Here is a 25,254-nt window from a genome sequence, read left to right on the forward strand (position 1 = left end):
CGGTCAGGGGACGGGCGGTCGTCAGTCGACGACCTGGACGTCCTTCCAGAACGCGACGTAGCCCGAGTAGTCCTTGCCGACGCGGTCGAACGACGACGGGATCGGCGTCGGGTACGACCACGCGCGGTCCTGCAGCGCCTGTCCGTCGACGTTCACCGTGAAGTACTGGGTGTCGCCCTTCCACGGGCAGTGGTACTGGGTGGGGCTCTCGGTGAAGAGCTCGGTCTTCACGCTCGACGGCGGGAAGTACCAGTTGCCCTCGATCTTGATGAGGTCCTCTTCGGGGGCCTCCGCGATCACCGTGTCGCCGACGACTGCCTTCATGGCGTTGCTCCTTCGCTCGCTGGTTCCGTGACGGGGCGAACGCTACGCGCGCTCCCCCGATTCCCGCAGGACGGTCAGGTCGGGGCCCGCGGCGAGCGCCGCGTGCACGTCGTCACGGCTCAGGACGGCGGCTCCCTCGGACGCGCTGACCAGGTGCCGCACGGCCCGGCGCAGCCCCGTGTACGCCGCGCAGGCCGCGGCGGCCTCGGGTGAGGTGTGGTCGATGCCGACCTCGGTGAGCGCGTCGACGACGGCTCCGGCTGCGAGCAGGTCCTCGACGGCGAAGTCCGGTGCGTCGGCGACGTCGACGGACTCCCCCGCCGCCTCGGCCGCGTCGTCGAGGGCTGCGGTGTGGTGCAGCCCGGCGGCGACGATCGCGACGACGCACCGGTCACCGCGTGCGGTCTGGAGGCCCGTCACCCGTTCCGCCACCGCCGCCGCGTTGCCGAGGTGGCCGAGCACGACCTCCGGACCCTGCGGCAGCTGGGCGGTCACGTTCCGCAGCGCGCGCCGCTGTGCGGCGGCGCCGGAGGTCGGCGGCAGGGCGTCGACCCAGACGAGCAGGTGGGTGCCGTGGGCGATGCGAGCCGCACCCCCGGGACCCCACGCGAACCGGACCTGGTACTTCTCCTGGGTGCGTTCTGCCACGTCCGTCACGATAGCCGCCCGGGCGATGCTGTCCCTCTCCACAGGGTCGCCGTCCGACCGGGTTCCGCCAGGGTCGTCGACCCTAGGATGCATGTCCATGGAGATCGCCCCCGTACCCACCCTGACCGGCGACCGTGTGACGCTCGAGCCCCTCGGGCAGGAGCACGCGGAAGACCTGCGGGCGGCGGTCGCGGACGGCGATCTGTGGCGCACCTGGTACACCTCGGTGCCCGCCCCGGCACAGGTCGAGGCCGAGATCGACCGGCGGCTCGCCGAGCACGAGGCCGGCCGCATGGTGCCCTTCGCCGTGCGGGACCGCCCGACCGGCCGGGTGGTGGGCGCGACGACCTTCATGAACATCGACCCGGGCAACCGCCGTGTCGAGATCGGCAGCACGTTCCTGGCCAGGTCAGCGCAGCGATCGGGGATCAACACCGAGTCGAAGCTGCTCATGCTGTCCCACGCGTTCGAAGCGTGGCAGTGCATCGCGGTCGAGTTCCGCACCCACTGGCACAACCTGCAGTCCCGAGCGGCCATCGCGGGTCTCGGCGCCAAGCAGGACGGCGTCCTCCGGAACCACGCGATCGGCCGTGACGGCACCCTGCGCGACACCGTGGTGTTCTCCGTCATCGCGTCGGAGTGGCCGGCGGTCCGCCTCTCGCTGGCCGAGCGGCTCCGGCGGCACGACCGCGCCGAGGGGTCCCGCCGTCGGTCGGCCCGGCACGCCTGAGGCGTCTCGCCTGCGCCGTCTCACCTGAGTCGTCTCGCCTGCGCCGTCTCGCCCGCCGGGCCACGGCGCGCCGTCCAGCCCGCGGGCGTAGCGTCCCCGGCATGCACGTCGGCCTCCGGATCGTCCTCGACGCGCCGGTCGACGCCGTGCGCGATGCCCTGCTGTCCCCGTCCGTGATGGTCGCGGTGACGAAACCGTTCCTGGCGTACCGCTCGCGCGACCCACGGGGGTTCCCGGAGCGCTGGGAGCCCGGGCACCCGCACCCGATCACCGCGGACGCCTTCGGGCTGGTGCCGAGCGGCGACACGCACGTCGACCTCGACCTGTACGAGGTCCGGGGAGTCCCCGTGCAGCGTGACAACGGCGGCGGCACGTCCGGGTTGTTCGGGCGGATGACGATGTCGCACCGGATGGCCGTCGTCCCCGCGCCGGGTGGCCGGACCCTGCTGCTCGACCGCCTGACCTACCGGATGCGACCGGCCGTCCTCGGGCTCGCCCTGTGGCCCGGCATGTGGGTCATCTGGCAGTGGCGGGCGTTCCGGATGCGCGCCCTCGCGCCCACCTGGCGGACCGACGGCGAGTGACGTGACGCGGGTCGGGCCTCCCGTCCACCGCGGAGCGGGCGTAGCCTCGTCCACGTGAGCCAGACGCGCCCCCAGGAGCCGACGACCGACGACCGCGTGCGCAGCACGCTGGCGACGACGGATTGGCGGCGGATGACGTTCGACCTGTACCGCCGCGTCCGCGCCACCCCGGACCCCCAGACGGCGCACGCGCTCTGGCGCGAGACCCGGGACGCGATGTTCGCGGAGCACCCGGCGTCGCCGCTGCTCGACGAGGACGCCCGCGACTTCGAGTCCTTGCCGGTGCCGGACTACGACCCAGCGTGGCGGTTCCAGGTGCGCATCGAGGCCACGGAGCCCGCCGAGTTCGACTTCGAGACCGGCACCGACGGCATCGTCCACTTCGACCGGCTCGGCCTCGTGCGGGTCCCCGGGGTCGGCACGCTCGACGTCTGGAAGCACGGCGGCTACGCGGGCGGGGTGTTCGTCCCGGTCAAGGACGCCAGCGCCGGCAAGGCCCGCGGCACCTACGGCGGCGGACGCTACCTGCTCGACACCATCAAGGGCTCGGACCTGGGCGGCGACGACCTCGGGTCGCTCGTGCTCGACTTCAACTTCGCGTACAACCCGTCGTGCGCGTACGACCCGGCGTGGGCGTGCCCGCTCGCGCCTCCGGGCAACACCGTGCCGGTCCCGATCCCCGTCGGCGAGCAGTACGACTTCTAGGGTGGAACGCATGACAGGACTCGTCGCCCTCGACGTCGGTGGCCGCGTGCCGCCGTTCGAGCAGGTCCGATCGCAGATCGCCGCGCAGATCACCGCCGGGTACCTGGTGGACGGCGAACGGCTGCCGAGCGTGCGTGGACTGGCGGACGAGCTCGGGCTCGCCGCCGGCACCGTCGCGAAGGCCTACCAGCTGCTCGAGGAGGCCGGACTCGTGCACACCGCACGGGGCGCCGGCACCCGTGTGGTGCGACCGGCAGCGGTACCGGACGCCGTGGCCGAGGCCGCTCGCGCCCTGGCCGCTGCGGCACGCTCCGCGGGGCTGTCGGCGGACCAGGCCGCGACCGCGTTGCGCGAGGCCTGGCCGGCCTAGCGCGGGCGTGCGGGCGCGGGCGCGGGTGGCTGGCTGGCGCGGGTGACTGGCTGGCGCTTCCGGGCGTACCTGGTCGTTCCGGGCGTACCCGGTCGGAAGTTCTGACCCGGTACGCCCGATCCGACCAGGCATCGCAGGCGTTCTGGGAAGAACCGATCCGAGCGCTCAGCAGTGCTCGTACACGTACGCGTCGTCCGTCGGGGTCACCAGGTCACGGTCGCGCAGGATCGTCATGGCCGGACGGCTCCCCAGCCCGCAGACCGACGCCCACGAGCCCTTGAGGGTGTCCGAGTACTCGACGTCGATGACCCGTCCGCCGTAGGCCTTCGTGTACGCGGCGCACTCCCGGTACTGCACGCACTCCTCGGCGACGACGAAGTCGAACCCGGTCTGCTTCCTGCCGGACGCCCCGAGCTGCGGGGTGTTCTTCTGTCCGACGGCCAGGCCGTGCCGGTGTCCCTCGGCGACGAGCGACTTCGCGAGCGCCAGGTTGCCGGCACGGGTGAGCCGCTTGCCGCTCCGGATCCACGAGTCGAGGTTGTCGAACTCCACCGCGTCGAACCCGCGGTCACCGCAGCGGGCGACGGTCTTCGCGAGCACCTTCGTGATCAGGGCACGCTTGGCCGCCGTCCGGGTGTCGAGGAGCATCTCGTCCGGCCATCCCGGGTCCGACACCGGCTTGCCCGCACGATCGCGGAGGATCGCCGACGGGTACGACTTCTTCCACGTGCTGGCGGCCTCGGGCTGCGTCTGGAACCCGTTGACGTAGCAGATGTTGTACTTGCCCTTCGCCGGGCGGTCGGTGCTGTCGCGCTCGACGATCGTCACGCCGGAGGGCGGGGTGTACCCGCCGCCGAGCTGGTAGTCCACGCGACCCGAGGTCGGCAGGTTGCGGTAGCTCCCGGCCGCGCTGGTCGTGGCGGCCTCGGCGCAGCCGGCGGTGCCGAGGACGGCCACCAGGGCCATCGCGGTGGTCAACAGGACGGATCGCGTGCGCACCCCGGAATCCTCGCACGCCACGGGCGAACGACCCCGCCCTCGCCGTTCCGGGGATGTGCACGCTATGCTGGTCGTACTCGAGGCGCCGATCGCCTCGTGCGTCGTACGGACGCCCCGAACTCCCGACCAGCTGTCTCCAGACTCCGGTCGATGATCGAGCACCTCACGAAGGTGCCCAGGCTTCTCTGCTGCGGCGACTGCGCCAGCCACATCCGTTGGCGCGCATCCCGCCCGCGCGCTGCCTCAGAGCGCGCCCACAGCCGGACTGCTCCGGCTCGAAAGGTCACCATGACCACCGAAGACATCCGTTTCTCCGACCTCGGCGTCCCCGCGCCGATGGTCTCCGTCCTCGCTGACCAGGGCAAGGACATGGCGTTCCCCATCCAGGCGGACACCCTCCCGGACTCCCTGCAGGGCAAGGACGTCCTCGGCCGCGGCCGCACCGGCTCCGGCAAGACCATCGCCTTCGCGATCCCGCTCGTCGCGCGCCTCGCCGCCAGCGGCAGCAAGCGCCGCGCCGGCCGCCCCCGCGCCCTGGTGCTCGCCCCGACCCGTGAGCTCGCGACCCAGATCGACGTCGCCCTCGCCCCGCTCGCCAAGGCCATGGGCCTGAACACCACGACCATCTTCGGTGGCGTCGGTCAGGGCCGTCAGGTCGACGCCCTGCGCGGCGGCGTCGACGTCGTGGTCGCCTGCCCGGGTCGCCTCGCCGACCTCATGCAGCAGGGCCACGTGAACCTGGGCGACATCGAGGTCACCGTCCTCGACGAGGCCGACCACATGGCCGACATGGGCTTCCTGCCCGGCGTGACCAAGATCATGCAGGCGACGCCCGAGAACGGGCAGCGACTGCTGTTCTCCGCCACGCTCGACAACGGCGTGGACAAGCTCGTCAAGAAGTTCCTGCACAACCCGGTGATGCACTCCGTCGACGAGGCGAACAGCCCCGTCGAGGCGATGACCCACCACCTGTTCGAGGTCGCCGACGCCGACGCGAAGAAGCACCTCGTGAGCGCCCTCGCCTCGGGCAACGGTCGCCGCATCCTCTTCATGCGCACGAAGCACCACGCCAAGCGCCTCGCCAAGCAGCTCAGCAGCCAGGGGATCCCGGCCGTCGACCTGCAGGGCAACCTGTCGCAGGGTGCCCGTGAGCGCAACCTCGCGAAGTTCTCCTCCGGCGAGGCCCTCGTGCTCGTCGCCACCGACGTCGCCGCCCGCGGTGTGCACGTCGACAACGTCGAGCTCGTCGTGCACGTCGACCCGCCCACCGAGCACAAGGCGTACCTGCACCGCTCGGGCCGCACGGCGCGTGCCGGTTCGTCCGGTGACGTCGTCACGGTGACGATGCCCGCCGAGCGTCGCGACGTCGCGCAGATGATGCGTGCTGCCGCGATCAAGGTCACCCCGCAGCACGTCACGGCGACCTCCCCGGCCGTCACCGCGCTCGTCGGCGAGGTCGCTCCGATCCGCCACGTCGCCGAGGAGCCGCCCACCCAGCAGCGTCAGCCCAAGCAGCGCTCGGCCGAGTCCGCCGGTGACGGCGGCGGTCGTCGCCGTGGTCGCGGCGGTCGGTCTGGAGGCGCGGCGCAGCCCGCGCGCTCCGGCTCGGCTGGCGAGTCCGCCGGTTCGGCCGGGGGCCGTCAGGGCCGTCCGGCCCGTGGCGCACGGACCGAGGGGGCCGGGCGCTCCGGTGCCGCGGCCGCCGGTTCGACCGGTGGTCGCCGCAGCGGCGGCAACCGTCGCTCGGGCAGCAGCGACGTCGTGCGCGGCGGCTCGTCGGCCGTGTGGTCGTCCGAGGGCGGCTACGCCGCGGGTCGGTCCGGCAACGAGTCGGGCGGCAACCGTCGTGGTGGCTCGCGCCGCGCCTCCCGTCCGGCCGGCGCTGCTGACCGCCACTGACCCACGCGGTCTGACCCGCGCGGCCTGACCCCGTCGGGCTGAGCTCGTCAGTGCCCGCAAGACACCGGTGTTCACGTTTCGAACCCCCGCATCGCGCGGTGTGTTCCGTGAACACCGGTGTCCTGCGTCCGGGCTCGGGCGAACCTTGGCGGGGGCTGGGGGTGGGGTACTCCGCCGGGCGTACGGTCTCACTCACCGGATGCCGCGCAAGCGGCTGACGGGGAACACGTCCGCTTCTGGAAGGAGTGCCTATGGCTGGCATCGATGACATCAAGAACGCCGCTGAGAAGGCGGCAGGCAAGGTCAAGGAAGCTGCCGGCAACGCGACCGGTAACGACCGGCTGAAGGCCGAAGGCCAGACCGACCAGGGCAAGGCCTCGGCGAAGCAGGGCGTCACCGACGTCAAGGACGCCGCGCACGGCGTCGCCGACAGCTTCAAGGACGACAAGCACTAAGCCGGTTCGCGACCGCGCTGCGAAGCCCCCGGATCCGATCGGATCCGGGGGCTTCGTCGTGCGCTGGCTTCGCGTGCGCCGGGCGTGGACGCCCCGATCGGGCTAGTGCAGGGCGCCGACCGATGCCAGGCCGGCCCGCAGCAGTGCGCCGCGGCCGCCTTCCATCTCGTCGGCGACGGCGTCGGACGCAGCTTCCATCGGGCTCATCCACGTGAGCTCGAGGGCGTCCTGCCGGGGCTCGCACGTGCCGGTGACGGGGACGACGTACGCCAGCGAGATCGCGTGCTGCCGCTCGTCGGTGTACACCGAGGCGCCGGGCAGCGGGAAGTACTCGGCCACGGTGAACGGCGTCGGGCTCGAGGGCAGCTGCGGGAACGCCATCGGCCCGAGGTCCTTCTCGAGGTGGCGGAACAGCGCGGTGCGGATCGACTCGCCGAACATCACGCGGCCGGACACCAGGGTGCGGGCGATGAGACCGCTCGGGGAGACACGCAGCAGCACGCCGACCTCGGTCACGACGCCGAGACCGTCGGTGCGGACGGGGACCGCCTCGACGTAGCAGATCGGCAGACGACGGCGGACGTTCGCGAGCTCCTCGTCGGACAGCCAGCCGGAGTCGGGATCGGGGGTGCGCAGCGAGGACATGCACCGTGTCTACCAGGGACGGCGGCGAGTTCGGCGGAAGGCGCGGGAGTTGGGGATGGTTAGCGTTGTCCACATGATCGATGCGGACCTGGTGCAGTGGACACGGAGTGCCTCGGACCGGCGGGGCACACCCCTGCTCGTGGCGATGCACGGGGTGGGCTCGAACGAGCACGACCTGCTCGGGCTCGCCCCCGCGCTGCCGCCCGCGTGGACCGTTGCGTCGCTCCGCGCGCCGATGCCGTGGGGGTCCGGCTTCAGCTGGTACCCGCTCGGCACGCCCGGCTCCCCAGCGCCCGAGGCGGTGGACGCCACGACCGCCGAGGTGCTCGACTGGATCGACTCCGTCGCCGCCGACCACCCGCGGATCGGGCTGCTCGGGTTCTCGCAGGGCGGCTCGATGGCACTCCAGCTCCTGCGCGCCCGGCCCGCGGCGTTCGCGTTCGCGGTGTCCCTGTCGGGGTTCGTCGTGCCGGGCGTCACGGACTCGCGCGACGAGGCCGTGTCGGCCGTGCGGCCGCGGGTGTTCCTGGGGCACGGTGACCTCGACCCGGTGATCCCACCCGAGGCGACCGCCCGGACGCAGGCGTGGGCCGCAGCGCACACCGACGTGACCGACCGTTCCTACGCGGGCCTGCCGCACGCCGTGTCGACGGCGGAGCTGGCGGACGTGGCGGCCTTCGTCGACGCGGTGTAGGCGCACGACGACGGACAGGAGGCCCGGTGCCAGCTGGCACCGGGCCTCCTGTCCGTCATGGGTGACGTCCGTCAGTCGGCGAGGATCTGGAGCAGGTCCTTGCGGAGCTGGTCCACCTTGGCCGTGGCGGCCTTGGCCTGTTCCTCGGTCGCGGTGCTGCGGTACATCTGCAGGACGCCCATGGTCTTCCGCAGCGCCTCGAAGAACTCGCGCTGGGCGTCCGGGATGCCCGGGGCCCCGTCGAGTGCCGCAGCGATCTCGTCGGCCTTGGCCTCGGTCTCGGCCTTGCCGGCGTCGGTGAGCTCGAAGAGCGTCTTGCGGCCGTCGCCCGACGAGACCACGAGGTCTTCGTCGACGAGCTGCTGGAGCGTCGGGTAGACCGAGCCGGGGCTCGGCTTCCAGGCGCCGCCGGTGCGCTCGGCGATGGTCTTGATCACGGCGTACCCGTTCTGCGGGCCCTCGGCCAGCAGACCGAGGATCGCGAGACGGACGTCACCGCGGCGACGGCGTTCGCGGCCGAAGCCGGGCCCGCCGAAACCGGGGCCGAAGCCCATGCCCGGGCCGAAGCCGGGTCCGAACCCGCGACCACCGAAGCCGCGGCCGCCGTGGTCGTGGTCACCGCGGTCACGGCCGGGGAAGCCGGCACCGTGGTGCTGCCGCGCGCCGCCGAAGCGGGGGCCGCGCGGACCGAGCCCGCGCTGGTCGCGGGGGGACGTGTTGCTGTCGTCGTCGTACGAGGGGCGCATGAGGAGTCCTTTCATCGTGCTGAGTCGGCTCGCGACCGGTCTGACCTGATCGCCTTCGTCGTATCGCGATGTGTTTACGATAGATCGCTAACTATCGTTCTGTCAAGGGGTACGTGTGCTCGGCCTGCTGTCGGTGGTGGCGGGCAGGATGGGACGGACCATGACGGACGTCTTCGAGCGCTTCTCCCCCGCGACCACCGAGTGGTTCCGCGGCGCCTTCGACGCACCGACACCGGCACAGGCCGGGGCGTGGGACGCCATCTCGACCGGGCAGCACGCACTCGTGATCGCCCCGACCGGCTCCGGCAAGACCCTGGCGTCGTTCCTGTGGTCGATCGACCGGCTCATCAGCGCGACGGACCGCCCGCCGGCGAAGCAGCGCACGCGGGTGCTCTACGTCTCGCCGCTCAAGGCGCTCGGCGTCGACGTCGAGCGCAACCTGCGGAGCCCGCTCGTCGGCATCACCCAGACCGCTCGGCGCCTCGGCACCGAACCGCCGGACGTCACGGTCGGGGTGCGCAGCGGTGACACCCCGTCCTCCGATCGGCAGAAGCTCCTGCGCCAGCCGCCGGACATCCTCATCACCACGCCCGAGTCGCTCTACCTGATGCTCACCTCGCAGGCGCGCGAGACCCTGGTGAACGTCGACACGGTCATCGTGGACGAGGTCCACGCGGTCGCCTCGACCAAGCGCGGTGCACACCTGGCCGTCTCGCTCGAGCGCCTCGACGACCTGCTCGACAAGCCCGTGCAGCGCATCGGACTGTCCGCGACCGTCCGCCCGCCGGAAGAGGTCGCGCGGTTCCTCGGCGGCCGTGCACCGGTGACGATCATCGCGCCGCCCGCGCAGAAGACCTTCGACCTGCGGGTCGTCGTGCCCGTCGACGACATGACCGAGCTCGGGGCGCCGCCCGTCGGCGCGGACGCGTCCGAGTCGCCGACGAACGGGTCGATCTGGCCGCACGTCGAAGAACGTGTCGTCGACCTGATCGAGGAACACCGCTCGACGATCGTGTTCGCGAACTCGCGGCGGCTGGCCGAACGGCTCACCGCGCGGCTCAACGAGATCCACGAGGAACGCGTGCTCGCCGCCGCCGGTGACGGCGTGCTGGTGCCGGCGGGGGCGTCCCCGGACGACGACGGGCTCCCCGCGGCGCGGGGCCGACCACAGTCACCGGCCCGCACCTCGGCGCACGCCGTCGCACCCCAGGGGGCCAAGCGACCGCCGGCGCAGCTGATCGGCGGGTCCGGGCAGACGGGTGGCGGGGGCTCGGACGCCTCGGTCCCGGTGCTCGCCCGCGCACACCACGGCTCGGTGTCGAAGGACCAGCGCGCGATCATCGAGGACGACCTGAAGTCCGGTCGGCTGCGGTGCGTCGTCGCGACGAGTTCACTCGAGCTCGGCATCGACATGGGCGAGGTCGACCTGGTCGTCCAGGTCGAGGCGCCGCCGTCGGTCGCGAGCGGCCTGCAGCGCGTCGGCCGTGCCGGCCACCAGGTGGGTGAGATCTCCCGCGGCGTGCTGTTCCCGAAGCACCGGGCCGACCTGGTCAACAGCGCGGTCACCGTCGAGCGGATGGTCACGGGTCAGATCGAGTCGATCTCGGTACCCGCGAACCCGCTCGACGTCCTGGCGCAGCACACCGTGGCCGCGGGGGCGATCGACACCCTCGACGTCGAGCACTGGTTCGAGCTCGTGCGGCGGAGCGCCCCGTTCAGCGGCCTGCCCCGATCGGCGTTCGAGGCGACGCTCGACCTGGTCACGGGCCGGTACCCGAGCGACGAGTTCGCCGAACTCCGGCCACGGCTGGTCTGGGACCGCGTGCACGGCACACTGACCGGGCGTCCCGGTGCGCAGCGACTCGCGGTGACGAGCGGCGGGACGATCCCCGACCGCGGCATGTTCGGCGTCTTCATGGTCGGCGAGAAGGCGTCCCGTGTCGGCGAGCTCGACGAGGAGATGGTCTACGAGTCGCGCGTGGGCGACGTCTTCGCCCTCGGTGCGACGAGCTGGCGGATCGAGGAGATCACCCACGACCGCGTCGTCGTGAGCCCGGCGTTCGGGCAGCCCGGACGCGTGCCGTTCTGGAAGGGCGACGGCATCGGCCGGCCCGCCGAGCTCGGCCGGGCGACCGGTGCGTTCGTGCGCGAGGTCGAGGGCGCCTCGGACGACGACGCCCGCGCCCGCGTCGCCGCCGGCGGACTGGACGAGCGCGCGATCACCAACCTGCTGACCTTCCTGCGCGACCAGCGCGCGGCCACCGGTCACGTGCCGAACGACACCACGCTCGTCATCGAGCGGTTCCGCGACGAGCTCGGGGACTGGCGGCTCATCCTGCACTCGCCCTACGGCATGCAGGTGCACGCGCCGTGGGCCCTGGCCGTCGCCGCACGCTTGCGCGAACGGCACGGCATCGACGGCGACGCGATGGCGGCCGACGACGGCATCGTCGTCCGCATCCCGGAGACCGACGCCGAGCCACCGGGTGCCGACCTGTTCGTGTTCGAGCGCGACGACCTCGAGGCCCTGGTCACCGACGAGGTCGGCGGCTCGGCGCTGTTCGCCGCGCGGTTCCGCGAGTGCGCCGCGCGCGCCCTGCTGCTGCCCCGACGGAACCCCGGGCAGCGGTCGCCGCTCTGGCAGCAGCGGCAGCGGGCCTCGCAGCTGCTCGAGGTCGCGCAGAAGTACCCGACGTTCCCGATCGTGCTCGAGACCGTGCGCGAGGTGCTGCAGGACGTCTACGACGTGCCCGCGCTGCTCGGGATCGCCGACGACATCGCCGGACGCCGGATCCGCCTGGTCGAGACGGAGACCGAGCAGCCGTCGCCGTTCGCCCGGTCGATCCTGTTCGGGTACGTCGCGGCCTTCATGTACGAGGGCGACACCCCGCTCGCCGAACGCCGGGCAGCGGCCCTGTCGCTCGACTCGACCCTGCTCGGCGAACTGCTCGGACGTGCGGAGCTGCGCGAGCTGCTCGACCCGGCGGTCATCACCTCGGTGGAGCGCGACCTGCAGCGGCTGTCGCCGGATCGCCGTGCCCGTGATGCCGAGGGACTCGTGGACGTGCTGCGGCTCGTCGGCGCGCTCGACCTCGACGAAGCGGTCGACCGGAGCTGGCTCGCCGACACCGCCGACCGTCCAGCGGCCACCGCCGAACTGCGGAGCACACTCCAGGTCCTGGAGCGGGACCGCCGGGTGCTCTCGTTCTCGCACGCCGGTGCGACGCGCTGGGCCGTGATCGAGGACGCCGCTCGCCTGCGCGACGCCCTCGGGGTCCCGCTGCCGATCGGTGTGCCCACGGCGTTCATCGAGCCCGTGGCCGACCCCCTCGGCGACCTGATCGGCCGCTACGCCCGGTCGCACGGGCCGTTCTCCGCGCAGGAGGCCGCCGGTCGCCTCGGGCTGGGCATCGCCGTCGTGCAGGACACCCTGCGCCGACTCGTCGCCGACCGCCGGGTGGTGGAGGGCGAGTTCCGCCCCGACCGTCAGGGTGCCGAGTGGTGCGACGCCGAGGTCCTGCGACGGATCCGCACGAAGTCCCTCGCGGCCCTGCGGCACGAGGTCGAACCGGTCTCGCCGGACACCCTCGCCCGCTTCCTGCCCGCGTGGCAGCACGTGCAGACCCCCGGGACCCGCGGTGGACTCCGTGGCGTCGACGGCGTCCTGCAGGTGATCGACCAGCTCGCCGGGGTCGCCCTGCCCGCCAGCGCCTGGGAGACCCTCGTGCTGCCGTCGCGCGTCACGGACTACTCGACGAGCATGCTCGACGAACTCACCGCCACCGGCGAGGTCCTGTGGTCCGGCGGGGGCACCCTGCCCGGCAACGACGGCTGGGTGCGCCTGCACCTGGCCGACACCGCGGCGACGACGCTCGCCGAGCCCTCCGGGGACGAGACGACCGAGCTGCAGCGGGACGTGCTCGGCGCCCTGGCCGGCGGTGGCGCGTACTTCTTCCGGCAGCTGGGCCAAGCCGTGGGCAGCAGCGACGACCAGGCGCTCACCACCGCGCTGTGGGACCTGGTCTGGGCCGGGCAGATCACGAACGACACGTTCGCCCCGCTGCGCTCGATGCTCGGCGGCAAGGCGAAGAGCTCGAGTGCTCCGCGGGCTCGGGCCTACCGCGGCCGTCGGCGTCCGACGATGCCGACGCAGTCCGGGCCGCCGTCCGTCGGGGGACGCTGGTCACTCCTGCCGCTGGCCGAGTCCGACTCGACCGTGCGGGCCGCCGCGACCGCCGAACAGCTGCTCGAACGCTACGGCGTCGTCACCCGCGGTGCCGTCCAGGTCGAGGGCGTCAGGGGTGGTTTCGCCGGGGTGTACCGGGTGCTCTCGCGGTTCGAGGAGTCCGGCCGGGCTCGTCGCGGGTACTTCGTCGAGGGGCTCGGTGCCGCACAGTTCGCCACCGGCCCGACCGTCGACCGGCTGCGCACCTACGCCCGCGAACTCGGCGACGACGAGCGCGACGATCCGGACCGGAAGCGCGAGGCGCTCACGCTCACCGCGACCGACCCGGCGAACCCGTTCGGGGCGTCGCTGCCGTGGCCGACCGGCGACGCCGACCACGATGTCGCGCCCGACGACGCCGAGGTCGCCGGCGTGGCGAGCACCGCCGCGAACGGTGTTGCGAGCGGCGCTGCGAGCGCCGCGAAGACCACGCGGGGCCACCGCCCGGGCCGGAAGGCGGGTGCACTGGTGACGACCGTCGACGGCAAGCTCACGGTGTACGTGGAGCGCGGCGGCAAGTCGGTGCTGACCTTCACCGACGACGCCGCCGACCTCGCTGCCGCCGCCGCCTCCATCGCCGGCATCGTCCGGACCGGGCTGCGGAAGCTCTCGGTCGAGCGGGTCGACGGGGACTTCGTGCTCGAGACGCCGCTCGGCGGCGCACTCCGGGCCGCGGGGTTCACGGCGACCCCGCAGGGCCTGCGACTCCGTGTGTGAGGCGACCCGCGCCTCCCGGCAGTGCAGCGACCACGTGCCGGAGGTGACCCGTGCCGTCCGGACGGGGCGCGCGCACCCGTCGGAGGCGACCCGTGCCTGAAGGCGACACCGTCTACCGGGCTGCCCGCCGCCTGCACACCGCACTGGCGGGCAAGGTCCTGACGAAGAGCGACTTCCGGGTCCCCGCGTTCGCGACGCTCGACCTGGTCGGCCGCACCGTCGACGAGGTCGTCCCCCGCGGCAAGCACCTGCTGCACCGCATCGGCGACCTGACCGTGCACTCGCACCTGAAGATGGAGGGCCGGTGGGACGTCTACGCGCCCGGTGACCGCTGGCGACGCCCTGCGCACCAGGCCCGGGCGATCCTGGACGCCGAGGGGGTCTCCACCGTCGGCTTCGCACTCGGGGTGCTCGAGGTCGTGCCGCGCGACCAGGAGTCCGAGGTCGTCGGACACCTGGGGCCCGATCTGCTCGGCCCGGACTGGGACGCCGACCTGGCGCTCGCCAACCTGACCGAGGACCCCGAGCGCCCGGTCGGGTTGGCACTGCTCGACCAGCGGGTGCTCGCCGGGCTCGGCAACGTGTACCGGAACGAACTCTGCTTCCTGCGCGGTGTGCTACCCACGCGTCCGGTCGGGCAGGTGCCGGACCCGGCGCGGACGATCACGCTCGCGAGCCGACTGATCCTGGCGAACCGTGACCGCAGTGCCCGCGTCACCACCGGCGTCGACCGCCCGGGGCGACGCTTCTGGGTCTACGGTCGCGCCGGCAAGCCGTGCCTGCGGTGCGGGACCCCGATCCGGCACGGCGAACTCGGCGACTCGGAACTCACCCTTCGCGACACCTACTGGTGTCCGCGCTGTCAGACCTGACGCGCGGGGTGCAGGCGCGACGAGGCGGTCGCACGGACGGCGTCGGTGACCCGTTCGAGGAGCGGTGACGCCAGGTTCCAGCGCTGCCACCACAGCGCCACGTCCGCGTGCCGGCCCGGGGCCAGCTCGACCAGGACACCGCGGTCGATCGCCTCGAGGCACTGCGCCTCGGGCAGCAGCCCCCACCCGAACCCGAGCGTGACCGCACGGGCGAAGTCGGCGGAGGTCGGGACGAAGTGGCGCGGGCCTCCGGGAGCGTGGCCGAGGACCTGCCGCAGGTACCCCTGCTGCAGGTCGTCGTCGCGGTCGTAGTCGACGAGCGGCACCTCGTCGAGCCGCCGGAGCATCCGCCGCTCGGTGCCGGTGTCGCCGAGGTAGCGGGCGACGAACGCGGGGGACGCCACCGCCCGGTACCGGTCGATGCCGAGCGGCACCGACGAGCAGCCCTGGACCGGATCCGCCTCGGCCGTCACGGCACCCATCACCGTGCCGGCGCGGAGCAGTTCGGCGGTGCGGTCCTGGTCCTCGCGGTGCAGGTCGAAGACCACCTCGGTGTCGGCCCGGACGAGGGCGAGGGCGTCGAGGAACCAGGTGCCGAGCGAGTCGGCGTTCACGGCCAGCGGGATCGACGGCACCACCGAGGAGCCACCGCCGAGCGCTCGGGAGGTCTCCTCGTCGAGCAGCCGGACCTGCCGTGCGTGCCGGAGCACCACTGCACCGTCCGCGGTCGGGCGCACCGGGGTGGTGCGCTGGAGCAGGACCCGACCGACCTGCTGCTCCATCGACTTGATCCGCTGCGAGACCGCCGACGGGGTGATCGCCAGCGCGCGGGCGGCCGCGTCGAGCGTGCCGTGGTCGACGGCGGCGAGCAGCGTCTCGAGGTGCTCGCGCTGGAACCGGGTCATGCAGTTGAGCTTACGGCGCTGCAGGAACCTGAGCTGTACTACACCGCTGCCCGGCCCTAGCGTCGGACCGTGACCACGTTCCTGCCCCTGCTCTCCGGCCTCGGCACCGGCCTCGCACTGATCGTCGCGATCGGTGTGCAGAACACCTACCTGTTGCGCCTCGCCGTGAGCACCGGGGTCCGGGTGGTGGCCGCTGCCGTCGTGGTGTGCGCCGCTTCGGATGCGCTGCTCATCGTCGCCGGGGTGCTCGGGGTCGGCGCCGTGGTCGAACGGTTCCCCGTGGCGCTCCTGGTGGTCCGGTTCGTCGGTGCCGCGTTCCTGCTCACCTACGGGGTGCTCGCGGCGCGGCGCGCGCTGCGGCCCTCGGGGGACGCGATGCGCGTGGCCGACGAGGCGGCCGACGACGGCGTGGTGGGCGCCAGCGCCGGCGCGGGCGCGGGGGTCGACACGACCACCGGCACGACGGTGGCGGCGGGGCGGACGCGCACCGCGCCTCCCGGCCAGGTGGTGACCATGCGGACGGCGGTGCTCACCATGCTCGTCTTCACGTGGGCGAACCCGCACGTCTACCTGGACACGCTGGTGTTCCTCGGGTCGGTGGCGAACCAGCAGGGTGCGGACGACCGGTGGCTCTGGACGATCGGTGCCGTCACGGCGAGCTGCCTGTGGTTCGGTGCGCTCGGGTTCGGCGGACGCCTGCTGCGGCCGCTGTTCGAGAAGCCGCTGACCTGGCGGGTGTTCGACGGCCTGGTCGCCGTCGTGATGCTCGCGTTCGGCGTGCTGCTGCTCGTCGGCGCGTAGCGGAGCGGCGGCGCGGCGCGCGGACCGGCGGCGCGGCGCGCGGACCGGCGGCGCGGCGCGCGGAACGGCGGGCTGCAAAACACCGGTGTCCGCACGTCGAACCGCGTTGTGCGGGTGTGCAACGTGCGAACACCGGTGTCTTGCGGAACCGCCCTACTGCATGCGCTGGCCGACGCGGCTGTGGCGACGGCTGTAGCCGAAGTAGATGACGAAGCCGATGACCAGCCAGACGACGAACCGGAGCCAGGTCTCGACCTCGAGGTTCAGCATCAGCCAGAAGCACAGCACCGCCGAGATGATCGGCAGCACCGGCGACCACGGCACCCGGAAGGCCCGCGGGGCGTCGGGCCGCGAACGACGCAGCACGACGATGCCGATCGACACCAGGACGAACGCCGACAGCGTGCCGATGTTGATCATGCCCTCGAGCTTGTCGACCGCGGTGAACCCGGCCAGCAGCGCCACGACGACACCGGCGACGACCTGCACGCGCACCGGGGTCTGCGTCTTCGGGTTGGTCTTCGAGAACCAGCGGGGCAGCAGGCCGTCGCGGCTCATCGAGAAGACGATGCGGGACAGGCCGAGCAGCAGCACCATGACGACGGTGGTCAGACCGATCAGCGAGCCGATGGCGATGATGCCGGCGGCCCACGGCAGCCCGACGATGTCGAACGCCGACGCCAGGGACGGCGCCTTCTCCTCGGCCAGCCGCTGGTACGAGACCATGCCGGTGATGACGATGCTGACGCCGACGTAGAGCAGGGTCACGATGCCGAGCCCGATGAAGATGCCGCGGGGCAGGGTCTTCTGGGGGTTCTCGGTCTCCTCGGCACTGGTGGCGACGACGTCGAAGCCGATGAAGGCGAAGAACACCAGGGACGCCGCGGCGAGCAGGCCGAAGACGCCGTACTGGGCGGGCTCGGCACCGGTGAACCAGGACACGAGCGACTGGGTCCAGACGCTGCCCTCGGCGCCCTTGGCGGGCTCGGCCGGCGGGATGAACGGCGTGAAGTTCGCGGCCTTGACGAAGAACGCTCCGGCGACGATGACGAACACGACGATCGCGACCTTGATGACGGTGATGACCGCCGACACCCGCGACGACAGGCGGGTGCCGAAGGCGAGGAGCACCGTGAAGATCCCGACGATGAGCACCGGCCCCCAGGTGAAGGGGATCGGGCCGAGCTGGATCGTGCTCGGCAGGGTGATGCCGAAGACGTCGAACGCGGTGCTGAGGTAGATGCCCCAGTACTTCGCGATCACGGCACTGGCCGTGAGGGTCTCGAGGATGAGGTCCCAGCCCACGATCCAGGCGAGCAGTTCGCCCATCGTGGCGTAGGTGAACGTGTACGCGGAGCCGGCGACGGGGATCGTCGACGCGAACTCGGCGTAGCACATGATCGCCAGGCCGCAGGTGACGGCGGCGAGCAGGAAGGAGATGATGACGCCGGGCCCGGCGAAGTTCGCGGCGGCGTTCGCGCCGACCGAGAAGATGCCGGCGCCGACGGCGACCGCGATCCCCATCGCGGCGATGTCGAACGTCTTCAGGGAGCGTTTCAGGGACCTGCCCTGCTCCTCGGAGTCGGCCAGGGAGGCCTCGATCGACTTGATGCGGAGCTTCGTTGCCATGGGGTGGATCCCGTCATCGGCTGGCGGCGGACCTCGGAAGGGTACTGGTGTACCACTGTGTCACGCAAAGCGTCCGCCCGGACGGTGGCCGGGTCCGGCGACGGCCAGGAGGCCCGGCACCGGTCCGGCACGCACCGTACGGTCGGCCGACGGGTGCGTCCAGGGGCGCGGTCGCGGGGCGCGTTCGCGGAGTGCGGTCGCGGGGTGCGGTTGTGCTCGCGTCAGCGGCCCGCGCGCCAGTCCGCCAGGAACCGGGCTCCGGCCTCGTCGTGGATCACGCCGTCGGGGGCGGTGAGCACCGGGTACGGCGTGGCCGGCACCCCGTCGGCGGGACGGACGTCGACGTGCGCGACCTCGTGGCCGTGGGCGTGCAGCCAGTCCGCCATGGCGTAGTCGCTGCGGGAGTCCCCCACGGTGCGCCAGGTGACCGGGAGCTCCCCGTCCTGCCCGAGGAGCTCGAGCGAGCGCTCGGCCCCCAGGTCCTTGCCGCTGCGGTCGGACTCGACGTCGGTCGAGATGATCGTGGGGTCGATGCGCCACTGCACGGCACCGTCGGCGTCGGGTCGGACGTCGTCGAGGCGGCGGACACCGAGCCCGCGACGCTCGAGCGCTGCCATGGCCTTCGCGTCGAACTCCGGCTGACGGGCCAGGTAGGTGGCGTTCAGCACCTCGACGCGCTGCTCGATCGACACCATGGCGCGCTTCGTCTCGTCGAAGAACACCAGGTCGGCGTACTCGTCGCGGACCAGCTCGCGCATCTCGTCGGCGTAGTCCCGCGGCAGCGCGAGGTCCTCGGCGACCGTCAGCTCACCCATGCCGCCGTCGTACTGCGGACCGATCGAGCACCACACGGCGCCCTTCTCGCAGACGGCGTGGACCCGGCCACCTTCGGCGAGGCCACCGGCGAGCAGCGGGCCGACGACCTCGGAGCGGATGAACGCGTCGCTGCGCCCGGTGTTGAAGACGATCGGGATGCCCTCGGCGGCGAGCGCGACGAGGTCCGCGACGATGCTCGGGATCGCGATGGTGCGGGAGACCGGGCTGGCGATGGGCCCGTCGACGTCGAGCAGGAGACCGAGGCGGGGTGCGTTCACCCGCCCATCCTCTCGCAGTCAGCTGCTGGGCGAGACGATCCGGCTCCGGACACGGTCGATCAGGGCTCCGAGGGCCGCCGGTGCGGGGACGTGTCCCTGCCCGGGCACCTCGGCGTACTCCGAACCGGGCACGGCGTCGACGAGGGCGCGGGCCGCACGACGCATCCACTCGAGTCCGTCGCCACCGGCGCCGACGAGCACGGGCACACCCACGGCGGCAGCGACCCGTTCGGGCACGGCGAGGCCGTTCAGCACACGGACCTCGCGGCTGAGCACGTGGGCGTCGACGACCAGGGAGCGCCAGAGCGACCCCTTGAGCCGCAGCGCCGTGACCTGGCCCATCGGGACCCCGAGCACCTGGGTCAGGAACCCGCGGACGGCCTGGGCCCGGCGGCCGGCACCGACGTGTTCGTCGAGCAGGTCGGCGAACACGACGTCGTCGGCGTGCGGGTCGACCGAGGCGCGGTACGGCGGTTCCCACAGGACGGCACCGTCGACGGGCAGTCCGGTGGCGAGCCCGTGCAGGACGACACCGGCGCCGACGCAGATGCCGACGGCGGTGGTCGGTGCGCCGATGCTCTCGACGACGGCGCGCAGGTCGTCGACCTCGCGCTCGATCGCCCACGTCGCGGAGTCACCGCTGGCACCACGGCCACGGCGGTCGTAGGTCACCACGCGGTGGGTCGAGCCGAGCTCGGCGACCACGCGGTCGAGGTACGGGGTCCCCCGGTGGTCGAAGGCACCGCCCACGACGACGACCGCCGGCCCGTCCCCTGCCTCGGAGACGGCGATGGTGGTGCCGTCGGAGGAGACGACCGTTCGGTCGACTGGAGGGAGCATGGGGTCCTTTGCGAGCTGTCGACGGCGATGCGTCGGGCCTCGGAGGGGACCGTGCGGATTACCGGTCCTCCGAGTGTCGCAGGCGTGGGAGCCCGTGTCTCCCCCCGCTTCCAGGGGCAGAACCCCGTCGCTCGACACCGTGGTGGTCGCCGTGCCATGCTGTTTGAGTACACCTGTACTCAAACGATCACCGCCACTGAACGGGGAACCATGACACTCATCGCCATCGTCGCCTGCGAGATCGCCTTCTGGGTCGCGATCCTCGGCGGCCTGACCACCCGGTACCTGCTGCGACGGCCGCGGACGGGCGCGGCGATGCTCGTCGCGGCACCCGTGATCGACGTCGTGCTGCTCGCGGTCGTCACGGTCGACCTGCTCGGCGGTGGGACCGCGTCGTGGCATCACGGACTCGCGGCGATCTACATCGGCTTCTCGGTCGCGTACGGGCACCGGATGATCGCGTGGGCGGACGTCCGCTTCACGCACCGGTTCGCCGGCGGTCCGGCACCCGAACGGCTGAGTGGACGGCGGTACACGGCCCGGTGCTGGGGCGACGTGCTGCGGACCGGGCTCGCCGTGCTGATCGCCGGTGGGATCATCGGCGGACTCGTCCTCGTCGTCGGCGACCCGGAGCGCACGGACGAACTGCAGGGCACGGTCGCACTGCTCGGGGTGGTCCTGGGCGTCGAACTGCTGTGGGCGGTCAGTTACACGATCTGGCCGCGCCGGGCCGCCACCGCAGCCGCGAGCCCGACCGGAGCAGTGAGCCGGCCGTAGGCTGACCCGGTGCCGCGCCGTGTCGACCTCGAGGAACGGGGATCCCTGGTGGCCGCGGCCTGCCTGCGGATCCTGGAGCGGGACGGCCTCAGCGCACTGTCCGTGCGGAACGTCGCGGACGAGGCCGGCATCGCCCCGGCGTCACTCCGCCGCGTGTTCCCGACGCAGGACGCCCTGCGCGAGCACTGCCTGACGATCATCGAGGAACGGGTCACCGCTCGGCTCGCCGCCCTGCGTTCGACGGGTCGTGCGCTCGCACTGGACGTCCTCGCCCAGGTGCTGCCGCTCGACGCCGAGCGCACGACCGAGATCCTGGCGCAGGTGCAGCTCGGCGTGCTCGCGCGCACCGACGAACACCTGGCTGCGAGCGCCCGACGCCTGAACGACGGGGTCAGCCGGGTGTGCACCCGGGCGCTGGAGATCCTGCGCGAGGACGGCAGCTTCGGTGCCGATCGCGACCTGACCGACGAGGCGGACCGGCTGCACGCGCTGATCGACGGGCTGGCGATCGAGCACACGTGGGACCCGACGGCGCGTGCGCCGGAGCGGGTCCTGGCGCTCGTCGAGCTGCACGTGGACAGCCTGCGCGGCGCGATCGGCTGACGGCTGACGCCTCAGCGACCTCGGTAGACCTCGCGCCGGTGCCCGGCGCGCACGACGACGACCACGAGCCGCCCATCGTCGATCAGGTAGATCACGCGGTAGTCACCGACCCGGACACGCCATTCCGGGCTGTTGACGAGTCGACGAGCCGCGGGTGGACGCGGCTCGTCAGCCAGGATCGCGAGAACCCCTTCGACGAGTCGTCGGGCATGTGGCGGCAGTTTGCGGATGGCACGCCCCGCACTCGGTTCGAACTCGATGTCGTAGGTCATCCCAGACCGAGTTCGCGCCTGAGGTCCTCCCACTTGACGTTCTCGCCGCCGATGCGCTCGTTCTCGAGTCGGGCCTCTTCCACCGCCTTCAGGTCGTCCAGGTCCTCCGCCGCCTCGAGCAACCGGTCGAGGACGGCCGCGTCGACCACGGCGGCGACGCGCTTGTTGCGCCGGGTCAGGTAGACGGGTTCGTGCCGGGCGTCGTCGATGATCGACGCCAGACGGCCACGGGCTTCGGAGATCGACACTTCGCTCACCTGTACATTCTAGAGCGTTTTGTACAAGTCAGACGAGTGCCGTGGTGCCGACCGACTCCCGTTCGAGCAGTGACCGCTTGACGTCCAGCCCCCACGCGAAGCCCCCGAGCGTGCCGTCCGAGCGCAGCACCCGGTGGCACGGGACGAAGAGCGCCGGGGCGTTCCGGGCGCACACGCTCGCCGCCGCCCGCACCGCGTCGGGCCGGCCCATCGCCGCCGCGAACCCGGTGTAGGTCAGGGTGCCGCCGGCGGGGATCCGGCGGAGCTGGCGCCACCCCTCGGTGAAGAGCTCGGTGCCGAACTGCCGGACCGGTACCTGCATGGCGTGCTCGACCTCGCCCGAGTAGAAGGCATCGACGGCCTCGGCCGAGGCGACCACGCCGTCGAGCACGCGGTCGGGGCGGTGGCGGTCGGCCAGGCGGGCGAGGATCCGCTCGACGGAGTCGGTCCACCCGGAGGCGAGGACCCTGCCCTCGGCGTCTTCGAGCACGGTGAACGGCCCGTCGGGGGTGTCCAGGGTCTGGATGGTTGCGTCGGTCATCGGTCGTCCTTCCGGGGGTCCTCGGGGGCACGGGCTGCACGGGCGCCGGCGGTCGCGGTCATCGCGCGGTCGATGATCGGTCGCCAGCAGTGCATCGTGAGGTAGCTCCGCCAGGGGGCCACCTGCTCCGACCATAGGGAGAGCTCACGCGCCGTTCCGGGCAGCCCGAGTTCCTGTGCACCGTTCCGCACGGCGAGGTCGCTGTGGAGGAAGATGTCGGGGTGGTGCCGGACCCGCAGCGCGACGTAGTCGGCGGTCCACGGCCCGATGCCCTTCACCGCGAGCAGTCCGTCGCGCAGGTCACCGAGGGACTGCCCACCGTCCACCACCAGGGACCCGTCGGCGAGCGCGGCGGCCACCCGCAGGATCGTGTCGACGCGGGCGGCCGGGCCCCGCAGGACCTCGTGCCCGCGTTCGGCGATCACCGCCGCCGACGGGAACAGCAGCCCGCCGGGCCGGATGGCGTCCGGCACCGTCGCTCCGAGCGCGGCCACGAGCCGGGTCTGCGCGGTGCGCGCCGCGGCCACCGAGACCTGCTGCCCGATCAGGGTGCGGAACACGATCTCGTGCGCGTCCACCGCGCCGGGGAGCCGGAGACCGGGCACCCGGGTGACGGGTCCGGCGAGCTCGGGCACGGCTCCGAGGACGGCGTCGACGGCGACCGGGTCGGCGTCGAGGTCGAACAGTGCCCGGACACGTGCCACGAGGGCCGGCAGGTCGGAGAGGTCGGCGACCCGCACGCGCAGGTCGATCCCGGTGCCCCGCCCGGCCACGTCGGGGACGGCGGCCGACGCGGTGAACCAGCCCGGGCCTCCCGGCAGGTCGACCAGCCGCCCGTACGACGTGACGCGGCCGGCGGGGTCGGTGTCCACCTGCTCCGTGCCCGGCAGGGCGTGCAGCGCGTGCCAGTCGAGCAGGCCCTGCGCGTCGAAGGGCGCCCGGGCCGGCAGGTGGACGCGGAGTGCGCCGTCGCCGCCGTCCGTGGCACCGTCGACTCCCCCGGACCGGCGTGCGCGGAGCTCGGTCGGGGTGACGGCGAAGACCTCGCGAACGGTGTCGTTGAACTGTCGGACGCTGGCGAACCCCGCGGCGAACGCGACGTCCGCGACGGGCAGGTCGGACGAGGTCAGCAGGGTCCGCGCGGTCTGCGCCCGGTGCGCCCGGCTGAGCGCCTTCGGCCCGGCGCCCAGCTCGGCCGTCATGATGCGGTTGAGCTGCCGCTCCGAGTAGCCCACGCGCGCGGCGAGCCCGGGGACGCCGTCGCGCTCGACGACGCCGTCGAGGACGAGGCGCATCGCCCGGCCGGCGACGTCCTCGCGCAGGTCCCACTCGGGGCTGCCGGGGGTCGCCTCGGGCAGGCAGCGCTTGCAGGCGCGGAAGCCGGCCAGGTGCGCTGCGGCACTCGTGCGGTAGAAGGTGACGCCCGAGACCCTCGGCGTGCGGGCCGGGCAGCTGGGCCGGCAGTAGATGCCGGTGGAGTGCACGGCGGTGACGAACTGGCCGTCGAAGCGCGCGTCGCGCGAGGCGACGGCGCGGTGCCGTTCGGCGTGCAGCGCGTCGGACTGCACGTCGGTGTCCGGGGTGGTCATGGGCTCAGCCTGACATGGGCCGCCGACGTCGACTGGCGGGAATCGGACGGAGCAGCGCACGGCCGGGAGGCCCGGCTAGCGTTGGCCGCGTGACTTCCGCAGACGACGTGGCCGGTCTCGACGACCTACCGTTCCGGACCGAGGTCGAGGTCGCGCTGCTGCTCGTCTCACCGCGGCACCGGTACGAGGGGCGCCCGGCCGACGGCGCGCTGCCGATGGCCGCGGACGATCCGGACGAGTCGCGCGACCGAATCGAGCTGCGGGCCGGGCTGGGCATCGTCGGCGACCGGTACTTCGCGGCCCGGGCGCACGTGCACGCCTCGGTCACGGTGATCGGACTGGAGGGGCTCGAAGCCGTCGGTCACGCGATCGGTGCCACCGTCGACCCCGCTGCGACGCGGCGGAACGTGTTCCTGCGGGGCGCCGACGTCGAGGCGCTGCGGGGCGAGCCCTTCTCGCTGGAGAGCGTGACGCCGGACGCCGGTGGCGGGCCGGTCCGGTTCCGTGGCTACCGCGCGGCGAACCCCTGCGCCTGGATGGACCACGAGGTGGCACCCGGGGCGTTCCGGGCGATGCGCGGCCGGGGCGGCGTGCGGTGCGACCCGGAGTCCGACGGTGTGCTCACCCTCGGACCCGCGGTGCTCCGCACGGCCCGCCCCGTGGCGCTCGGCTGACGCGGTCGCCGGGCGGGCGACCGTCCTGCGCCGGCGGCACGATGCACTGCTCAGGCGGTGAGGGCGCTCTCGATCGCGTCGACGAACGCCGGCAGGTCGTCCGGGGTGCGGGACGTGATGAAGCCGCCGTCGACCTGGACCTCCTGGTCGACCCACTCGGCTCCGGCGTTGCGCAGGTCGGTCTGCAGCGACGGGAACGACGTGACGGTCTTGCCCGACAGCACGCCCGCCTCGACGAGGGTCCACGGGCCGTGGCAGATCGCCGCGACCGGCTTGCTCGCCTCGGCGAAGGCCTGCACGAGCGTCGCCGCGCGGGACTCCTGACGCAGCGTGTCGGCGTTGATCGTGCCGCCGGGGATCACGAGGGCGTCGAAGTCCTTCGCGTCGACACCGGCGATGGTGGTGTCCGGCTCGAGCGTCTGCCCCGGGTCCTTGTCGCCGACCAGCGTCTGGATCGTGCCCGTCTCCTTGGCCGCCACGGTCACCGAGGCACCACGCTCACGCAGCTGCTCGGTGGGGACGACGATCTCGTCCTGCTCCACGCCGTAGTTCGTCGTGATGACGAGGATCTTCTTGCCGTCGAGGGTTGCCATGATCGCTCCTTCCGCGGCCCGGTCGTTCCGGCCGCACACCCGAGGGTCGTCGGCGTCGGCTGGGCA

Annotated in this window: 27 protein-coding genes; 13 read left to right on the forward strand and 14 right to left on the reverse strand. The window is 72.8% G+C overall.

Annotated features, from left to right (window positions below; genetic code table 11):
* Positions 1–21: 21 nt before the first annotated feature.
* Complete coding sequence (locus tag FFG40_RS02025; protein WP_110859472.1) at positions 22–324, reverse strand: DUF427 domain-containing protein; 303 nt, start codon at positions 322–324, stop codon at positions 22–24.
* A gap of 42 nt (positions 325–366) precedes the next feature.
* Positions 367–972 (reverse strand): 2-phosphosulfolactate phosphatase, encoded by a 606-nt coding sequence (locus FFG40_RS02030; protein WP_260678765.1) that lies wholly within the window; start codon positions 970–972, stop codon positions 367–369.
* A gap of 91 nt (positions 973–1,063) precedes the next feature.
* Between FFG40_RS02030 and FFG40_RS02035 the strand changes: the two genes are divergently transcribed.
* From FFG40_RS02035 to FFG40_RS02050, 4 genes are all read left to right on the forward strand, one after another.
* The gene (locus tag FFG40_RS02035; RefSeq protein WP_138802071.1) at positions 1,064–1,702 is read left to right on the forward strand and encodes a GNAT family N-acetyltransferase; all 639 of its coding nucleotides are present in this window, start codon (positions 1,064–1,066) and stop codon (positions 1,700–1,702) included.
* 101 nt (positions 1,703–1,803) lie between these two features.
* Complete coding sequence (locus FFG40_RS02040) at positions 1,804–2,286, forward strand: hypothetical protein (RefSeq protein ID WP_111056558.1); 483 nt, start codon at positions 1,804–1,806, stop codon at positions 2,284–2,286.
* 132 nt (positions 2,287–2,418) lie between these two features.
* A complete protein-coding gene (locus FFG40_RS02045; RefSeq protein ID WP_111191902.1) occupies positions 2,419–2,991 on the forward strand; it encodes a DUF1684 domain-containing protein in 573 nt (190 codons plus the stop codon).
* A gap of 10 nt (positions 2,992–3,001) precedes the next feature.
* Positions 3,002–3,361: a GntR family transcriptional regulator gene (locus tag FFG40_RS02050; protein ID WP_035809483.1), complete on the forward strand. Its 360-nt coding sequence runs from the start codon at positions 3,002–3,004 to the stop codon at positions 3,359–3,361.
* A gap of 165 nt (positions 3,362–3,526) precedes the next feature.
* On the opposite strand, the gene FFG40_RS02055 is transcribed toward FFG40_RS02050, so the two are convergent.
* Positions 3,527–4,360 (reverse strand): endo alpha-1,4 polygalactosaminidase, encoded by an 834-nt coding sequence (locus FFG40_RS02055; protein WP_138802072.1) that lies wholly within the window; start codon positions 4,358–4,360, stop codon positions 3,527–3,529.
* A 288-nt stretch (positions 4,361–4,648) separates the two neighbouring features.
* On the opposite strand from FFG40_RS02055, the gene FFG40_RS02060 reads away from it, so the two are divergent.
* Positions 4,649–6,259: a DEAD/DEAH box helicase gene (locus tag FFG40_RS02060; RefSeq protein WP_138802073.1), complete on the forward strand. Its 1,611-nt coding sequence runs from the start codon at positions 4,649–4,651 to the stop codon at positions 6,257–6,259.
* Positions 6,260–6,510: 251 nt separating this feature from the next.
* Entirely contained in the window at positions 6,511–6,714 is a 204-nt protein-coding gene (locus FFG40_RS02065; protein ID WP_027466762.1) for a CsbD family protein, read from the forward strand.
* A 102-nt stretch (positions 6,715–6,816) separates the two neighbouring features.
* Here the strand turns inward: FFG40_RS02065 and FFG40_RS02070 are convergent, their stop codons facing one another.
* Positions 6,817–7,359 carry an NUDIX hydrolase family protein gene (locus FFG40_RS02070; protein WP_027466763.1) on the reverse strand — a complete coding sequence of 181 codons (543 nt, stop codon included), beginning with the start codon at positions 7,357–7,359 and terminating at the stop codon, positions 6,817–6,819.
* 73 nt (positions 7,360–7,432) lie between these two features.
* Between FFG40_RS02070 and FFG40_RS02075 the strand changes: the two genes are divergently transcribed.
* Complete coding sequence (locus FFG40_RS02075; RefSeq protein ID WP_138802074.1) at positions 7,433–8,053, forward strand: alpha/beta hydrolase; 621 nt, start codon at positions 7,433–7,435, stop codon at positions 8,051–8,053.
* Positions 8,054–8,124: 71 nt separating this feature from the next.
* Here FFG40_RS02075 and FFG40_RS02080 read toward each other — a convergent pair whose 3' ends face one another.
* Complete coding sequence (locus FFG40_RS02080) at positions 8,125–8,799, reverse strand: PadR family transcriptional regulator (RefSeq protein ID WP_138802075.1); 675 nt, start codon at positions 8,797–8,799, stop codon at positions 8,125–8,127.
* Between the two features lie 160 nt (positions 8,800–8,959).
* Between FFG40_RS02080 and FFG40_RS02085 the strand changes: the two genes are divergently transcribed.
* Both FFG40_RS02085 and FFG40_RS02090 read left to right on the forward strand, forming a co-directional pair.
* Complete coding sequence (locus FFG40_RS02085; RefSeq protein ID WP_138802076.1) at positions 8,960–13,741, forward strand: DEAD/DEAH box helicase; 4,782 nt, start codon at positions 8,960–8,962, stop codon at positions 13,739–13,741.
* 92 nt (positions 13,742–13,833) lie between these two features.
* Positions 13,834–14,613, forward strand: a complete 780-nt coding sequence (locus FFG40_RS02090) for an Fpg/Nei family DNA glycosylase (RefSeq protein ID WP_110859462.1) — start codon at positions 13,834–13,836, stop codon at positions 14,611–14,613.
* Here FFG40_RS02090 and FFG40_RS02095 read toward each other — a convergent pair.
* Positions 14,604–15,518 carry a LysR family transcriptional regulator ArgP gene (locus FFG40_RS02095; protein ID WP_110859461.1) on the reverse strand — a complete coding sequence of 305 codons (915 nt, stop codon included), beginning with the start codon at positions 15,516–15,518 and terminating at the stop codon, positions 14,604–14,606. The genes FFG40_RS02090 and FFG40_RS02095 overlap by 10 nt on opposite strands.
* A 69-nt stretch (positions 15,519–15,587) precedes the next feature.
* Between FFG40_RS02095 and FFG40_RS02100 the strand changes: the two genes are divergently transcribed.
* On the forward strand, positions 15,588–16,319 hold the full coding sequence (locus tag FFG40_RS02100) for a LysE/ArgO family amino acid transporter (RefSeq protein ID WP_138802077.1): 732 nt from the start codon (positions 15,588–15,590) through the stop codon (positions 16,317–16,319).
* Positions 16,320–16,472: 153 nt separating this feature from the next.
* Here FFG40_RS02100 and FFG40_RS02105 read toward each other — a convergent pair whose 3' ends face one another.
* The 3 genes from FFG40_RS02105 to FFG40_RS02115 form a co-directional block, all read right to left on the reverse strand.
* Complete coding sequence (locus FFG40_RS02105) at positions 16,473–17,948, reverse strand: APC family permease (RefSeq protein WP_138802078.1); 1,476 nt, start codon at positions 17,946–17,948, stop codon at positions 16,473–16,475.
* 221 nt (positions 17,949–18,169) lie between these two features.
* On the reverse strand, positions 18,170–19,042 hold the full coding sequence (locus FFG40_RS02110; RefSeq protein ID WP_138802079.1) for a hypothetical protein: 873 nt from the start codon (positions 19,040–19,042) through the stop codon (positions 18,170–18,172).
* Between the two features lie 18 nt (positions 19,043–19,060).
* Positions 19,061–19,882 carry an alpha/beta fold hydrolase gene (locus tag FFG40_RS02115; RefSeq protein WP_110863248.1) on the reverse strand — a complete coding sequence of 274 codons (822 nt, stop codon included), beginning with the start codon at positions 19,880–19,882 and terminating at the stop codon, positions 19,061–19,063.
* A 210-nt stretch (positions 19,883–20,092) separates the two neighbouring features.
* On the opposite strand from FFG40_RS02115, the gene FFG40_RS02120 reads away from it, so the two are divergent.
* Positions 20,093–20,659, forward strand: coding sequence for a hypothetical protein (locus tag FFG40_RS02120; protein ID WP_138802080.1), 567 nt, complete (start codon positions 20,093–20,095; stop codon positions 20,657–20,659).
* A gap of 9 nt (positions 20,660–20,668) precedes the next feature.
* Positions 20,669–21,262, forward strand: coding sequence for a TetR/AcrR family transcriptional regulator (locus FFG40_RS02125; RefSeq protein ID WP_138802081.1), 594 nt, complete (start codon positions 20,669–20,671; stop codon positions 21,260–21,262).
* Positions 21,263–21,273: 11 nt separating this feature from the next.
* Here FFG40_RS02125 and FFG40_RS02130 read toward each other — a convergent pair whose 3' ends face one another.
* From FFG40_RS02130 to FFG40_RS02145, 4 genes are read right to left on the reverse strand one after another with little or no spacing between them, the layout of a single operon-like run.
* Complete coding sequence (locus FFG40_RS02130) at positions 21,274–21,534, reverse strand: type II toxin-antitoxin system RelE/ParE family toxin (protein ID WP_071250103.1); 261 nt, start codon at positions 21,532–21,534, stop codon at positions 21,274–21,276.
* On the reverse strand, positions 21,531–21,791 hold the full coding sequence (locus tag FFG40_RS02135; RefSeq protein WP_071250100.1) for a type II toxin-antitoxin system prevent-host-death family antitoxin: 261 nt from the start codon (positions 21,789–21,791) through the stop codon (positions 21,531–21,533). The genes FFG40_RS02130 and FFG40_RS02135 overlap by 4 nt, the downstream gene beginning before the upstream one ends.
* Positions 21,792–21,819: 28 nt before the next feature.
* Positions 21,820–22,332, reverse strand: coding sequence for a methylated-DNA--[protein]-cysteine S-methyltransferase (locus FFG40_RS02140; RefSeq protein ID WP_071245560.1), 513 nt, complete (start codon positions 22,330–22,332; stop codon positions 21,820–21,822).
* Positions 22,329–23,921: an AlkA N-terminal domain-containing protein gene (locus tag FFG40_RS02145; protein WP_138802082.1), complete on the reverse strand. Its 1,593-nt coding sequence runs from the start codon at positions 23,919–23,921 to the stop codon at positions 22,329–22,331. Before FFG40_RS02145 ends, FFG40_RS02140 begins: the two co-directional genes overlap by 4 nt.
* An 89-nt stretch (positions 23,922–24,010) precedes the next feature.
* Here FFG40_RS02145 and FFG40_RS02150 point away from each other — a divergent pair, with 89 nt between their 5' ends.
* Positions 24,011–24,595, forward strand: coding sequence for a molybdenum cofactor biosysynthesis protein (locus FFG40_RS02150; protein ID WP_260678766.1), 585 nt, complete (start codon positions 24,011–24,013; stop codon positions 24,593–24,595).
* A 50-nt stretch (positions 24,596–24,645) separates the two neighbouring features.
* Here FFG40_RS02150 and FFG40_RS02155 read toward each other — a convergent pair whose 3' ends face one another.
* Positions 24,646–25,188, reverse strand: coding sequence for a type 1 glutamine amidotransferase domain-containing protein (locus FFG40_RS02155; protein ID WP_071245566.1), 543 nt, complete (start codon positions 25,186–25,188; stop codon positions 24,646–24,648).
* Between the last annotated feature and the right edge of the window lie 66 nt (positions 25,189–25,254).

Origin of the sequence: Curtobacterium sp. KBS0715, from assembly GCF_005938005.2 — a bacterium.
In the GTDB taxonomy this organism is placed as follows: domain Bacteria; phylum Actinomycetota; class Actinomycetes; order Actinomycetales; family Microbacteriaceae; genus Curtobacterium; species Curtobacterium flaccumfaciens.

Bases quoted from the DNA above. Each gene is read 5' to 3' on its own strand.
- FFG40_RS02025 (WP_110859472.1), bottom strand. From the start codon at position 324: ATGAAGGCAGTCGTCGGCGACACGGTGATCGCGGAGGCCCCCGAAGAG.
- FFG40_RS02035 (WP_138802071.1), top strand. From the start codon at position 1,064: ATGTCCATGGAGATCGCCCCCGTACCCACCCTGACCGGCGACCGTGTG.
- FFG40_RS02040 (WP_111056558.1), top strand. From the start codon at position 1,804: ATGCACGTCGGCCTCCGGATCGTCCTCGACGCGCCGGTCGACGCCGTG.
- FFG40_RS02045 (WP_111191902.1), top strand. From the start codon at position 2,419: ATGACGTTCGACCTGTACCGCCGCGTCCGCGCCACCCCGGACCCCCAG.
- FFG40_RS02050 (WP_035809483.1), top strand. From the start codon at position 3,002: ATGACAGGACTCGTCGCCCTCGACGTCGGTGGCCGCGTGCCGCCGTTC.
- FFG40_RS02060 (WP_138802073.1), top strand. From the start codon at position 4,649: ATGACCACCGAAGACATCCGTTTCTCCGACCTCGGCGTCCCCGCGCCG.
- FFG40_RS02065 (WP_027466762.1), top strand. From the start codon at position 6,511: ATGGCTGGCATCGATGACATCAAGAACGCCGCTGAGAAGGCGGCAGGC.
- FFG40_RS02070 (WP_027466763.1), bottom strand. From the start codon at position 7,359: ATGTCCTCGCTGCGCACCCCCGATCCCGACTCCGGCTGGCTGTCCGAC.
- FFG40_RS02075 (WP_138802074.1), top strand. From the start codon at position 7,433: ATGATCGATGCGGACCTGGTGCAGTGGACACGGAGTGCCTCGGACCGG.
- FFG40_RS02080 (WP_138802075.1), bottom strand. From the start codon at position 8,799: ATGCGCCCCTCGTACGACGACGACAGCAACACGTCCCCCCGCGACCAG.
- FFG40_RS02085 (WP_138802076.1), top strand. From the start codon at position 8,960: ATGACGGACGTCTTCGAGCGCTTCTCCCCCGCGACCACCGAGTGGTTC.
- FFG40_RS02095 (WP_110859461.1), bottom strand. From the start codon at position 15,518: ATGACCCGGTTCCAGCGCGAGCACCTCGAGACGCTGCTCGCCGCCGTC.
- FFG40_RS02105 (WP_138802078.1), bottom strand. From the start codon at position 17,948: ATGGCAACGAAGCTCCGCATCAAGTCGATCGAGGCCTCCCTGGCCGAC.
- FFG40_RS02115 (WP_110863248.1), bottom strand. From the start codon at position 19,882: ATGCTCCCTCCAGTCGACCGAACGGTCGTCTCCTCCGACGGCACCACC.
- FFG40_RS02120 (WP_138802080.1), top strand. From the start codon at position 20,093: ATGACACTCATCGCCATCGTCGCCTGCGAGATCGCCTTCTGGGTCGCG.
- FFG40_RS02130 (WP_071250103.1), bottom strand. From the start codon at position 21,534: ATGACCTACGACATCGAGTTCGAACCGAGTGCGGGGCGTGCCATCCGC.
- FFG40_RS02140 (WP_071245560.1), bottom strand. From the start codon at position 22,332: ATGACCGACGCAACCATCCAGACCCTGGACACCCCCGACGGGCCGTTC.
- FFG40_RS02145 (WP_138802082.1), bottom strand. From the start codon at position 23,921: ATGACCACCCCGGACACCGACGTGCAGTCCGACGCGCTGCACGCCGAA.
- FFG40_RS02155 (WP_071245566.1), bottom strand. From the start codon at position 25,188: ATGGCAACCCTCGACGGCAAGAAGATCCTCGTCATCACGACGAACTAC.